This window comes from Variovorax sp. OAS795 (assembly GCF_040546685.1).
GTDB lineage: Bacteria > Pseudomonadota > Gammaproteobacteria > Burkholderiales > Burkholderiaceae_C > Variovorax.
In genome coordinates, this window is record NZ_JBEPOH010000001.1 from 1450770 (window position 1) to 1464071 (window position 13302).

Sequence of the window (13302 nt, forward strand, 5' to 3'; positions counted from 1 at the left end):
CTCGCTTTTTTCTCTCTCTTTCGTTTTTCAGGACACCCGCATGCCGGACGACATTCCCAAGAAGAAGCTTCGCTCGACCGAATGGTTCGGTTCGGCCGACAAGAACGGCTTCATGTACCGCAGCTGGATGAAGAACCAGGGCATCCCGGACCACGAGTTCGACGGCCGCCCGATCATCGGCATCTGCAACACCTGGTCGGAACTCACGCCCTGCAATGCGCACTTCCGCAAGATTGCGGAACATGTGAAGCGCGGCATCTCGGAGGCGGGCGGCTTTCCGGTCGAGTTTCCGGTGTTCTCCAACGGCGAATCGAACCTGCGGCCCACCGCGATGCTCACGCGCAACCTCGCGAGCATGGACGTGGAGGAAGCCATCCGCGGCAACCCGGTCGATGCAGTGGTGCTGCTCACGGGCTGCGACAAGACCACGCCCGCGCTCTTGATGGGCGCTGCGAGCTGCGACATCCCGGCCATCGTGGTCACCGGCGGACCGATGCTCAACGGCAAGCTCGACGGCAAGGACATCGGCTCCGGCACGGCCGTGTGGCAGCTGCACGAATCGCTCAAGGCCGGCGAGATCAACCTGCACCAGTTCCTTTCGGCCGAAGGCGGCATGTCGCGGTCGGCCGGTACCTGCAACACCATGGGCACGGCTTCGACCATGGCCTGCATGGCCGAGGCGCTGGGCACATCGCTGCCGCACAACGCAGCCATTCCGGCCGTCGATGCGCGGCGCTACGTGCTCGCGCAGATGTCGGGCATGCGTGCGGTCGAGATGGCGAAGGAAGGGCTCACGCTGTCGAAGATCCTCACGCGCGAGGCTTTCGAGAACGCGATTCGCGTCAATGCGGCCATCGGCGGTTCGACCAATGCAGTGATCCACCTGAAGGCGATTGCCGGACGCATCGGCGTTGACCTGGAGCTGGAAGACTGGACCCGCATCGGCAGCAACACGCCGACCATCGTCGACCTGCTGCCCTCGGGCCGCTTCCTGATGGAAGAGTTTTATTACGCGGGCGGGCTGCCGGCCGTGCTGCGGCGCCTGGGCGAGAACGGGTTGTTGCCGCACCCGGGCGCGCTCACCGTCAACGGGCAATCGATCTGGGACAACGTGCGCGAGGCGCCGAGCCTCAACGACGAAGTGATCCGCCCGCTCGACAAGCCGCTGATCGCCGACGGCGGCATCCGCATTTTGCGCGGCAATCTCTCGCCGCGCGGCGCGGTGCTCAAGCCCTCCGCGGCTTCGCCCGAACTGCTGAAGCACCGCGGGCGGGCCGTGGTGTTCGAGAACCTGGAGCACTACAAGGCGCGCATCGTCGATGAAAGCCTCGAGATCGATGCCAGCTCGGTGATGGTGATGAAGAACTGCGGCCCGAAGGGCTACCCCGGCATGGCCGAGGTCGGCAACATGGGCCTGCCGCCCAAGCTGCTGCGGCAGGGCGTGAAGGACATGGTGCGCATCTCGGATGCGCGCATGAGCGGCACGGCCTACGGCACGGTGGTGCTGCACGTCGCGCCCGAGGCGGCCGATGGCGGCCCGCTGGCGGCGGTGCGCGACGGCGACTGGATCGAACTCGACTGCGATGCGGGGCGCCTGCACCTGGACATCAGCGACGAAGAGCTGGCGGCGCGCCTGGCTGCGCTCACCAGCACCGACGCACAGCCGATGAGCACGCGCGGCGGCGGCTACCAGAAGCTCTATGTCAACCACGTGCTGCAGGCCGACGAAGGCTGCGACTTCGACTTTCTGGTGGGCTGCAGAGGCTCCGCCGTTCCCCGCCATTCACACTGATCCAACATGACTCCCAGATACCGCGGCATCTTCCCGGTGGTGCCCACCACCTTCACCGAACAGGGCGCGCTCGACCTCGAAAGCCAGAAGCGCTGCGTCGACTTCATGATCGACGCGGGCTCCGACGGCCTGTGCATCCTGGCCAACTTCTCGGAGCAGTTCGTGCTCTCCGACGACGAGCGCGAAGTGCTCACGCGCACGGTGCTGGAGCATGTGGCGGGCCGCGTGCCGGTGATCGTCACCACCACCCACTACAGCACCCGCATCTGCGCCGAACGCAGCCGGTGTGCGCAGGACATGGGCGCCGCCATGCTCATGGTGATGCCGCCCTACCATGGCGCGACCTTCCGCGTGCCGGAGCCGCAGATCTTCGAGTTCTATGCCGGCCTGTCGGACGCCGTGGGCATTCCGATCATGATCCAGGATGCGCCCGCCAGCGGCACCGTGCTGTCAGCCACTTTTCTTGCGCGCATGGCGCGGGAGATCGAGCATGTGGCCTATTTCAAGATCGAGACGGCGGGGGCGGCGTCGAAGCTGCGCGAGCTGATCCGCCTCGGCGGCGATGCCATCGAAGGCCCGTGGGACGGCGAGGAGGCGATCACGCTGATGCCCGACCTGGATGCGGGTGCGACCGGCTCCATGACGGGCGGCGGTTATCCCGACGGCATTCGTCCCATCATCGAGGCGCACCGCGCCGGCGACCGCGACAAGGCCTTTGCGCTCTACCAGCAGTGGCTGCCGCTCATCAACTACGAGAACCGCCAGGCAGGGCTCCTGGCCTGCAAGGCGTTGATGAAAGAGGGCGGCGTGATCGACTGCGAGGCGCCGCGCCATCCGCTGCCCGCCTTGCACCCCGACACGCGCGCCGGCCTGATCGAGACCGCGACACGGCTCGATCCGCTGGTGCTGCGCTGGGCGCGTTGAAGCGAAAAAAAAGACAGGGAAGGGCGCTCAGCTCTTCTCGAGCTCGCTGACCTGCAGCGACAGGTCGAACAACTTCGACTTGCTCGCGTAGTAGCGGTCGAGCCGCCATTCCTTCAGGATGTCCATCGCGAGTTCGAAGCTCCTGTAGTCGAGGTCGTAGAGCGTGACCAGCTCGAAGCTGCGTGCGGATTCGAGCGCCAGCACGAGCTGCGCCAGGATCTTGGCCGAGTCGTTGGCCGGGTCCGTTTCGATGAATCGGCGGGCGACCTTGATGGCATTCATGGGAAAGAGTTCCTCGGTGGGCAGGGAGCGAGAACTATAGCTAGCACGCCGCCGTGCTTCATGACAGTTCCGTGACAAGCAAGGTCATCCCGACCGGCCCGCGCTTGTCTTCGATGCCACCGCCCTCGCCGGGCGGTGGTGCTTCGCTCAGCGCGCCGGAGCCGGCATGGGCTGCATGGGCTGCATTGGTTGCATCTGCTGCATCGGTTGCATGGGCTGCGGCTGCATCGGCTGCATGGGCGCCACCATCGGTGCCGGCGCGCGTGAAGGCGCGGGCATCGGGGCCGGCATCGCGCCGGGTGCGGGCATGACGACCGTCGTCACCGACTCGCGGATCACGCCGCCGCCCAACACGCTGCCATCGACAGCGCCCCTCGTGTTGCCGCTGCCGCCGAGAACGCGGGCCTCGCAATCGGCCCGGTCCGCGGGCGGCTGCAGGCCGCAGCGCGCGAGGGCATTGCGCTGGTAGTCGGGGGCGCTCGTCAGCCCGCCGCGCGCGGCTTCCTGGCGTGCGGCGCCGGCTTCGCGAATGCAGGCGGCGCGGTCTTGCTGGATGTGGCCGCAGACCGCGAGTTCCTGCTGGTAGGTAGAGTCGCGACGCGGCTGGGCCGCTGCCGACGTGGCCGCGGCAACGCCGCAAACCGCAATCAGGGCGGCAATCATCGAACGGGTATTGCTCTTCATGGTGTGCTCCTTGGAGTGACCTGAAACGAGAGTGAAATGTTGGACGCGACGGGCCGCGCGAGGTTCCGCGCGGCCGGTGTTCAACGCGTGGGAGCGACCGGTTGCGCCGGCAGCGGCGTGACTGTTTCGCGGATGATGCCGCCGCCCATCACGCTGCCTTCGGTGCTGGTGCGTGCGCCGCCCTGCAGGCGTGCTTCGCAATCGGCGCGGTCGGCCGCGGGCTGTTCGCGGCAGCGCGCCATGGCATTGGCGTCGGCGCGGGCCGGGCCCACGCTGGTGAGGCCATTGCGCCCTGCTTCCTGGCGCGCGGCGCCGGCTTCGCGCAGGCATGCGGCACGGTCCTGCTGCACGCCGTCGCAGGTGGCTCGCTCCTGCTGCGCACGCTCGGCGGAACCGGGTGCCTGCGCCGCTGCGGGCAATGCGCCGAACATGAGTAAACCGCTGGCTGCAAAGAAGGCGGCAGCAGAAAGGGTGGATCGAACTGTTGTTGTCATCGGGTGCTCCTGGTTAGGGCGCGCCCTCCGAAAGCGCGACCGGACCCGCAGTGTGGTCCGGTGCGCGCGTGCATGGTGTGGGACGGCATGGGGAACGCAGCCCCCGCCAGACTCGCCGATGCGTGTGGGACGTGTCCGGCATGGCGGCCGGCGCGCGGCCCCGGCGTGCCGTCAGCCCGCCGCGATGCGCTGCGCCAGGTGCGCCAGTGCTTCCTCGACCTGGTCGACCAGGATCAGCGACAGGTCGCCGGGCTGCAGCCGGGCCAGCGCCGTGTCGATGGCGACGAATTCGCCGCGGATCTCGTCGATCTGGCGTGTGCGCGCCGCGCCCTGCAGGCCCTGGCGCAGCAGCGCCATCACCTCGCCGTCGGCGCGGCCGCGCTGGGCCGCGTCCTGGTAGAGGATCACGTCGTCGAAGGCCTGGCCCAGGATGGCGGTCTGGTCGCGGATATCGGAATCGCGCCGGTCGCCCGCGCCGCTGATCACCACCGAGCGCTTGTTGGCCGGCATGGTGTCCACGGCCGACACCAGCGCGCGCATGGCGTCGGTGTTGTGGCCGTAGTCGGCGATGACGGTGGCGCCGCGGTAGTCCATGACGTTGAAGCGGCCCGGCACGCCGGCCGCATCGTTCATGAAGCTTGCGAGGCCGCTGCGGATGGTGTCCCAGTCGAGGCCCACGGCCCACGCCGCGGCCACCGAGGCCATCACGTTGTCGACCTGGAAGCCGATGGTGCCGTTGCGCGTGATCGGCACGTCGCGCAGCGCGATGCGTTCGCGCCACGAGCCTTCGGCCGCGACCAGCGTGTCCTGGTCGACGTAGACGGTGCGCTTGCCCTGCGCGCGGTGCGTGGCCATCACGGGGTGCTGGCGGTCGGCGGTGAAGAAGATCACATGGCCGGGGCAGCCCGCTGCCATGGCGGCGACGTTGACGTCGGCCGCGTTGAGCACCGCATAGCCGTTGGGCGCGACGTTGCGCACCACCACGCGCTTGAGCACCGCGAGGTCTTCGACCGTGGTGATGTAGTTCAGGCCCAGGTGGTCGCCGCTGCCGATGTTGGTGACCACGGCCACCTGGCAGCGGTCGAAGCCGAGGCCTTCGCGCAGCACGCCGCCGCGGGCGACTTCGAACACGGCCGCATCCACGTCGGGGTGCATGAGCACATTGCGCGCGCTCTTGGGGCCGCTGCAGTCGCCGCTGTCGGTCTGGCGGCCGTCCACGTACACGCCGTCGGTGTTGGTCATGCCCGTGCGCAGGCCGCTCGATGCGAGCAGGTGGTTGATGAGGCGCGCGGTGGTGGTCTTGCCGTTGGTGCCGGTGACGGCCACCACCGGAATGCGGCCGTCGTCGCCGGGCGCGAAGAGCGTGTCGACGATGGCTTCGCCGACTGCGCGGCCGCGGCCGAACGAAGGCGAGATGTGCATGCGCAGACCGGGCGCGGCGTTCACTTCGACCACGCCGCCGTGCTGCTCCTCGAGCGGACGCAGCACGTTCTCGCACACCATGTCGACGCCGCAGATGTGCAGGCCGACCATCTGCGCTGCATCGACTGCGCGCGCGGCGACTTCGGGGTGCACGGTGTCGGTCACGTCGGTGGCGGTGCCGCCGGTGGACAGGTTGGCGTTGTTGCGCAGCACCACGCGCTGGCCGCGCTCGGGCACGCTGTCGGGCGCGAGGCCCTGGGCTTCGAGGCGGCCGACGGCGATGTCGTCGAGCCGGATCTTGGTGAGCGAGGTGGCGTGCCCTTCGCCGCGGCGCGGATCGAGGTTCACGGTGTCCACCAGCTGGCGCACGGTGGAGCTGCCGTCGCCGATCACGTGCGGCGGATCGCGCCGCGCGGCGGCCACCAGGCGGTCGCCAACCACCAGCAGGCGGAAGTCGAAGCCCGGCAAGAATTTCTCGACCATCACTTCGCCGTAAGCGGCGGCCGAGTCGTAGGCGGCCGTGAGCTGCTCGTGCGTCGTGATGTTGACGGTGACGCCCTTGCCCTGGTTGCCGTCCTGCGGCTTCACGACGACGGGCAGGCCGATCTCCGTGGCGGCGGCCCAGCCGTCGCCGGCATCGGTGACGGGGCGGCCCAGCGGCACGGGCACCCCCGCGGCATTGAGCAATTGCTTGGTGAGCTCCTTGTCCTGCGCGATCGATTCGGCCACGCCGCTGGTGCTGTCGATCTCGGCCGCCTGGATGCGGCGCTGCTTGGCCCCCCAGCCGAACTGCACCAGGCTGCCGCTGGTGAGGCGGCGGTAGGGAATGCCGCGTGCCACGGCGGCATCGACGATGGAGCCGGTGCTCGGACCGAGGCGCTCGGATTCGTCGAGGTCGCGCAGCTCGGTGATGGCGGCGGTGGCGTCGAAGGGCGTGTCGGCCAGCGCGGCTGCGATCAGTTCTTCAGCCAGTTCGAGCGCACGGCGACCGACCGCTTCTTCGCTGTATTGGAAGGTGACCTGGTAGACGCCTTCTTCGACCGTCGGCGCGGTGTGGCCGAAGTTGACCGCGCAGCCGGCCTGGCACTGCAGCGCCACGGCGGCGTTCTCGAGCACGTGCGCCAATGCCAGAGGCTGGCCCAGCACCATGGGGTGCAGCTCGCCGATGGTGGGAAAGCGCGCGCGCAGGCGGGCCTCGAAGCCCGGCAGCCGGCTGATGGCGTTCTCGTCGCCTTGGCAGGCGACGACCGCTTCGATGGCGGTGTGGCGGCTCCAGAGATTGGGGCCGCGCAAGGCGCGGGTACGGGTGACTTTCATGGGGCGGCGCGCATCAGGCAAATTGTGGTTGGGACGAAAGCGGCTGCGTCTGCGAAAGCTGCAGCGAGGCGAGGGCCGCTTGCAGGTCGGCCTCGAAGGCCTCGACGCCGGCGCCGATCAGGTTCAGCGGAATGCCCATGGCCCAGGCCGCCGCAACGGCCGCGAGCAGGCTCTCGAGGCTGACGCCGGCGTGGGTGGCGCGCCAGACGGTCAGGCGGCCGAGGCCGGGCAGGAACGATTCGCTGCTGCCGTTGGCCAGCACCACGCGGTCCTGCCGCACCAGCACCGCCTTGCCGCCGGCGCCCTGGTGGGCGGTGAGCGCGGCGGCCTGCGGATCGGCGGCGTAGAGAATGACCGCGCCATCGCACAGAGGCGCCAGGCCCGCCACGCGCGGATCGCCCGCGTTCAGCACGGCCGTGCCCTCGCCGAGCACCACGTCGACCTGCGTGCGCAGCACCTTGACCATCTGGTCGCTCTCGGTGATGTCGTAGTCGGCCAGCGCTTCGGCGCCTTCGAGGTCGGTCACGATGCCGACTTCGCAGCGGTCGTAGGCCAGGCCGTCGCGCAGGATGGTTTCGGCACCGTTCTCGATCACCACGGCCTGCACGGCACGGTTCACGAGCAGGCGGTGGCCGGCCTCCCAGTTGGCGCTGTCGCGCGCATCGACGCGGCGGCGCTCCAGGAACAGGCCGTCGCGGCAGGCGAGGCCGGTGTGGCGTCCGCCCAGGTTGATGAGCCAGGCCACCAGGCGTGCGAGCACGGCGGTGTCCTTGGAGCCCGCGACGCCGACCACCGGAATGCGGCCTGGCGCGTCGTTGGGAAACAGGTGGTCGCAGATCGCGCGGCCGACCGGGCGCGGCGACCCGACCGCGGGCTTGAGGTGCATCAGCAGGCCGGGGCCGGCGTTGACTTCGACGATGGCGCCGCGCTGCGGGCCGAGCGGCTTGCCGATGTCCTGCGCCACGAGGTCGATGCCCGCGATGTCCAGGCCCACGACGCGTGCGGCCAGCACGGCGGCATGCGCGACTTCAGGGTGGACCTGGTCGGTGCAGTCGTTGGCCATGTTGCCGTTGCGCTGGATCGTGACCACGCGGCCGGCGGCCGGCACCGACGTGCCGTCGAGGTCCTGGCGCTTGAGTTCGAGCTGCAGCTTGGCATCGGTGTCCAGCACGATCAGGTCGAGCGGGTACTCTTCTTCGGCGCCGCGGCGCGGATCGCTGTTGAGCTGCTTCTCGATCAGCTCTGCGACCGTGTTCCTGCCGTCGCCCGTGACGGTGATGACCTCGCCGCGCGCGGCCGCCACCACTTCGCCGCCCACCACCAGCAGGCGGTGTTCGTGGCCGCGGATGAAGCGCTCGACCATCACGTCGCTCCCTTCGGGCTCGGCCACCGCGAACGCGGCAATGACTTCTTCGCGCGTGGTGAGTTCGAGCGACACGCCGCGCCCGTGGTTGGCGTCCGAGGGCTTCACGGCCACCGGCAGGCCGATGTCCTCTGCGGCTTCCCAGGCTTCTTCGGCGCTGGCCACCACCTGGCCTTCGGGCACCGGCACGCCGCAGCTCGCGAGCAGCGACTTGGTCAGCTCCTTGTCACTGGCGATCGATTCGCCGATGGCGCTGGTGTAGTCGGTCTCGGCGGTCCAGATGCGCTGCTGGTTGGCGCCATAGCCCAGCTGGACCAGGTTGCCGCTGTTGAGCCGGATGTGCGGGATGCCGCGGTCGGTGGCGGCGGCCACGATGGCCGCGGTGCTCGGGCCGAGGTAGCAGTCTTCGACCTTGGCCTTCACGGCGCCCACTGCCTTGTGCACGTCGTCGGCGGTGAAGGGGTCGTTGTTGATGGCGGCCATGAGCAGGCGGTGGCCTTCGGCCAACGCCACGCGGGCCACCTGCTCGTCGCGCGCACGGAACACCATGCGGTAGACGCCGTGCTCCGAGGTGCTGCGGGTCTGGCCGAAACCGGTCGGCATGCCGGCCAGGTTCAACAGCTCGATGACGACGTGCTCGAGCACGTGGCCCGACCACGTGCCTTCGGTCAGCCGCTGGATGAAGCCGCCGCGCTCCCCCACGCCGCAGTGGTGCTCGATGAGCGCCGGCAGCAGGCCCGTGAGGCGGTCCGTGAAGCCGTCGATCTTGTTGGAAGGGTAGTCCTCCAGCTGGCCCAGGTCGAGCCAGACTTCCAGCACGGGCCGGTAGGTCCAGAGGTTGGGACCGCGCAAATAGTTGATGCGCAGCAGGCGGATGTCGTCGAAACGGGTCATGCAAACGTTCGATGTGCTTTGGCCGAGCACCGCGGCGCCTTCAAGCGCGCCCATGGCGATCGGTCAGAATCGGCGCCCGACAAAGGGCGCCATGACGCGGTCCATGCGGTCCGCGACGGGCAAGAGTCAAAGAAACACAATGCAACATCACGATCCAGTCGGCGCCCGGGAGGGCGAAACCGAGGCGGCTTCAGACGCACTGAAAAGCCGGCTCGCTGCCGCGGAAAACGTTCTGGTCACATTCCCGGTTGACCTTGACGACGAACTTCGGTTTACCTTTGGCCTCCTCGCGCTGACGGACCGGCGCTTGCTGGCGCTGCAGCCGGGCGGCCAATGGTGTGAGTGGACACTATCGGATTCGTCGCTGGATCTGCATTTGAGCGACCATTCGGGCGTCGCAACGCTCGAACTGACGGGTGCCGGGGGGCTGCTGGCGCGCTGGCGCTACACCTTGGCCCACCAGCCGGCCGCGCTGCGGCTGCTCAAGCTCTTCGGCCAGCGTGAAAACGGCACTGTCGCCGAGGTGACAGCCGAGCCCGACGCCGACGACCTCGCGGGTGCCGATGCCGAGCTGCAGACACCGCCCTCTACCTGGGTGCTGCTGCGCCTCGGCCGCTTCGCCAAGCCCTATCGAAAGCAGCTGATCGCGGGATTCCTGCTGACGCTGATCTCGACCGCCGCGACCCTGGTGCCGCCGTACCTGACCATTCCGCTGATGGACGACATCCTGATCCCGTTCCAGAACGGGCAGAAGATCGATCCGTCCCGCGTGGGCCTGTACCTGAGCGGCCTGCTCGGCGCGGCGCTGGTCGGTTGGGGCCTGGGTTGGGCGCGCACCTACCTGCTGGCACTGGTGTCGGAGCGCATCGGCGCCGACCTGCGCACCACCACCTACGAGCACCTGCTGACCTTGCCGCTCGACTATTTCGGCGGCAAGCGCACGGGCGACCTGATGTCGCGCATCGGCTCGGAAACCGACCGCATCAACGTCTTCCTTTCGCTGCACGCGCTCGACTTTGCCAACGACGTGCTGATGATTGTGATGACCGCGATCATCCTGGTCTCCATCAACCCGCTGCTGGCCGTGGTCACCCTGGTGCCGCTGCCGTTCATCGCGTGGATGATCCACGTGGTGCGCGACCGCCTGCGCACCGGCTTCGAGAAGATCGATCGCGTGTGGTCCGAGGTGACCAACGTGCTGGCCGACACCATTCCCGGCATCCGCGTGGTCAAGGCCTTTGCGCAGGAGCGCCGCGAAGCCGAGCGTTTTCGCGTCGCCAACGTCTACAACCTGCAGGTGAACGACAAGCTCAACCGCACCTGGTCGCTGTTCACGCCCACCGTTTCGCTGCTGACCGAGATCGGCCTGCTCGTGGTCTGGGGCTTCGGCATCTGGCAGGTGGCGCGCGGCAGCATCACCGTGGGCGTGCTGACGGCGTTCATCGCCTACATCGGCCGCTTCTACACGCGCCTCGATTCGATGAGCCGAATCGTGTCGGTCACGCAGAAGGCGGCGGCGGGCGCCAAGCGCATCTTCGACATCCTCGACCACGTGAGCAACGTGCCCGAGCCGGCCAACCCGGTGAAGGTCGAGCGCGTGCAGGGGCGCATCGAGATGAGCGGGCTGGGCTTTCGCTACGGTTCGCGCGCGGTGATCCGCGACCTCGACCTCACCATCGAGCCCGGCGAGATGATCGGCCTGGTGGGCCACAGCGGCTCGGGCAAGAGCACGCTGGTCAACCTGATCTGCCGCTTCTACGACGTGACCGACGGCGCCATCAAGGTCGATGGCACCGACATCCGCCGCTTTGCCGTGGCCGACTACCGGCGCCACGTCGGGCTGGTGCTGCAGGAGCCGTTTCTCTTCTTCGGCACCATCGCGCAGAACATTGCCTACGGAAAGCCCGACGCCACGCGCCAGGAGGTGGTGGCGGCCGCGCGCGCCGCCCATGCGCACGACTTCATCCTGCGCCTGCCGCATGGCTACGACTCGCTCGTGGGCGAGCGCGGCCAGGGCCTCTCGGGCGGCGAGCGCCAGCGCATCAGCATCGCGCGCGCGCTGCTGATCGACCCGCGTATATTGATCCTCGACGAAGCGACTTCGGCGGTGGACACCGAGACCGAGAAAGAGATCCAGAAGGCGCTGGACAACCTCGTGCAGGGCCGCACCACCATTGCTATTGCGCACCGCCTGTCGACGCTGCGCAAGGCCGACCGGCTGGTGGTGATGGACCGCGGCGAAGTGGTCGAGGTGGGCCCGCACGATGCGCTGATGGCCAGGCAGGGGGCCTATTGGCGGCTCTACCAGGCGCAGTTGCGCCAGGCCGATGAAGAGGCGAGCGAAGGTGCGGTCGACGAACGTGCCGGCGCCCAGCAGCCGGTCAGCCATGCAGCCCACCCGGCGGGAGACGCGTGATGAGCAACGACGACAACACCCCCACGCCCGTGTTCGAACTCGAACGCGACAGCTTCGGCCGCCTGGTGCTGACCGATGAAGGGGGCGAGCGCCACGCGGGCGTCACGCCCGTGCGGGCCTTTCCGCTCAGTGCGCCCGGAGAAGGCGTCTCGCTGGTCGGCAGCGAGGGCCGCGAACTGGTCTGGATCGACCGCGTGGAAGCGCTGCCGGCGCAGACCCGCACGCTGCTCGAGCAGGAACTCGCGGTGCGCGATTTCGCCCCCACGCTGCTGAAGCTGCATGGCGTGTCGAGCTTCGGCGTGCCCAGCACCTGGACCGTGGGCACCGACCGGGGCGACACCAGCTTCGTGCTCAAGGCCGAGGAAGACATCCGGCGGCTCGAAGGCGGCGCATTGCTGATCGCCAGCGCGCATGGCGTGCAGTTCCGCATTCCCGACGTGAAGGTGCTCGACCGCGCCTCGCGCAAGCTGCTGGAGCGCTTCCTCTAAAAGGAAGAAGAGGGCGGCTTCAGGCCGACGCGGCGCCGCCGGCCGCGGCGGGCAGTGCGGGCGCCTGCTGCGCTGCGGCCCCGGCGCGCCGCTGACCCCAGGCGGTGATGGGCTTCTCGAACCAGCGGTAGAGAAAGTCGGAGGCGACCAGCGCCACGCCGAAGGACGCGAACAGCAGCAACGGGCCGGCAACGGTGGAGGGCGACATGCCGATCACGGCCTGAGCGGCCAGGTACTGCACCAGGTACATCGCATACGACCGGCGTCCCACGAACAGGAGAAAGCGCGACGAGAGCACACGCTGCAGCCAGGTGCTTGCAACCAGCGAGGGCAGCAGCATGGCCACGAGCACCACGTAGATGGCGATCAGCTGCGGCTCGCCGAGCCAGGCCGAGAGGGCGAGCGACTTGCGGTGCACCGCGACGAGCGCCAGTGCGACCACGGCGGCTGCGGCCGGCGACATGAAGACGCGCATCCAGCCGAACGTCCGGCGCGAGTGCATCGCGATGGCAACTGCCGATCCGGCCAGCATTCCGGCGTAGTGCCAGGGCGAAAACCAGGAGGGATGCGCGCCCATTGTCCAGACCGCGGCCAGCAGCGTCAGGCCGCACGCCACGGTTCCGAAGCGGGAGGCGCAGGTCGAGCCGAACAGCGCGAATACCACCGGCCACACGAGGTAGTACTTCCACTCGACGCCCAGGGTCCAGGTCATCTGCAGCGGCGCGAAGCCGGCAAACTCGTTCAGCAGCGTGAGGTAGTACGGGGTGGCCGCCTTCATCTGTTCCCACGCCGTGCCCTGGGCGATGTAGCTCAGGCCCAGCACCAGCAGGTAGACCAGGAAGTAGAGCGGCAGGATCCGGGCGGCGCGGCGGATGTAGAAGGCCTTCAGCGACACCCTGCCCGTGGCGTCGCGCTCGCGCAGCAACAAGGTGGTGATCAGGAAGCCGGAGAGCACGAAGAACGCATGCACGCCCAGCCAGCCGGAGAACCTGTCCCACTTGGGGCCGCCGAAGTGAAAGCCGAAAACGAGGAAGACGGCCAGGGCTCGCAAGCCATCGAGCGCTGCGAAATTGCGTGTCTGCAGGTAGTCGTCAAGGCCGTAGACCGGCCCTTGTTCGCGCATGGGTCGCGGCCTCCGGGGGAACTGGATTCTCCCCGATGGCGTACTTTTGTGGTGCACCGTGCGTGTCCGCGCCGCCCCGGCTGTTGCCCCCGCGCGACGCCGC

General features: G+C 68.6%; 10 protein-coding genes. 4 read left to right on the forward strand and 6 right to left on the reverse strand.

The window, feature by feature from the left end:
- The first annotated feature begins 40 nt into the window (after positions 1-40).
- Positions 41-1792, forward strand: a complete 1752-nt coding sequence (locus tag ABID97_RS06870; protein WP_354397781.1) for an IlvD/Edd family dehydratase — start codon at positions 41-43, stop codon at positions 1790-1792.
- A gap of 6 nt (positions 1793-1798) precedes the next feature.
- Positions 1799-2716, forward strand: a complete 918-nt coding sequence (locus ABID97_RS06875; protein WP_354397782.1) for a dihydrodipicolinate synthase family protein — start codon at positions 1799-1801, stop codon at positions 2714-2716.
- Between the two features lie 27 nt (positions 2717-2743).
- Here the strand turns inward: ABID97_RS06875 and ABID97_RS06880 are convergent, their stop codons facing one another.
- The 5 genes from ABID97_RS06880 to ABID97_RS06900 all read right to left on the reverse strand — a co-directional run bounded on the left by ABID97_RS06880 (position 2744) and on the right by ABID97_RS06900 (position 9172).
- A complete protein-coding gene (locus tag ABID97_RS06880) occupies positions 2744-2998 on the reverse strand; it encodes a hypothetical protein (protein ID WP_354397783.1) in 255 nt (84 codons plus the stop codon).
- Positions 2999-3145: 147 nt separating this feature from the next.
- Positions 3146-3682 (reverse strand): hypothetical protein, encoded by a 537-nt coding sequence (locus ABID97_RS06885; protein WP_354397784.1) that lies wholly within the window; start codon positions 3680-3682, stop codon positions 3146-3148.
- Positions 3683-3762: 80 nt separating this feature from the next.
- Positions 3763-4176: a hypothetical protein gene (locus ABID97_RS06890; protein ID WP_354397785.1), complete on the reverse strand. Its 414-nt coding sequence runs from the start codon at positions 4174-4176 to the stop codon at positions 3763-3765.
- A 171-nt stretch (positions 4177-4347) separates the two neighbouring features.
- Positions 4348-6915, reverse strand: coding sequence for a cyanophycin synthetase (cphA, locus tag ABID97_RS06895; RefSeq protein WP_354397786.1), 2568 nt, complete (start codon positions 6913-6915; stop codon positions 4348-4350).
- Between the two features lie 13 nt (positions 6916-6928).
- Positions 6929-9172 (reverse strand): cyanophycin synthetase, encoded by a 2244-nt coding sequence (locus tag ABID97_RS06900; protein WP_354397787.1) that lies wholly within the window; start codon positions 9170-9172, stop codon positions 6929-6931.
- A gap of 139 nt (positions 9173-9311) precedes the next feature.
- On the opposite strand from ABID97_RS06900, the gene ABID97_RS06905 reads away from it, so the two are divergent.
- Positions 9312-11588, forward strand: coding sequence for a cyanophycin metabolism-associated ABC transporter (locus tag ABID97_RS06905; RefSeq protein WP_354397788.1), 2277 nt, complete (start codon positions 9312-9314; stop codon positions 11586-11588).
- Positions 11588-12076: a cyanophycin metabolism-associated DUF1854 family protein gene (locus ABID97_RS06910; protein ID WP_354397789.1), complete on the forward strand. Its 489-nt coding sequence runs from the start codon at positions 11588-11590 to the stop codon at positions 12074-12076. The genes ABID97_RS06905 and ABID97_RS06910 overlap by 1 nt, the downstream gene beginning before the upstream one ends.
- Before the next feature lie 19 nt (positions 12077-12095).
- On the opposite strand, the gene ABID97_RS06915 is transcribed toward ABID97_RS06910, so the two are convergent.
- The gene (locus tag ABID97_RS06915) at positions 12096-13199 is read right to left on the reverse strand and encodes an acyltransferase family protein (RefSeq protein ID WP_354397790.1); all 1104 of its coding nucleotides are present in this window, start codon (positions 13197-13199) and stop codon (positions 12096-12098) included.
- Positions 13200-13302 lie beyond the last annotated feature (103 nt).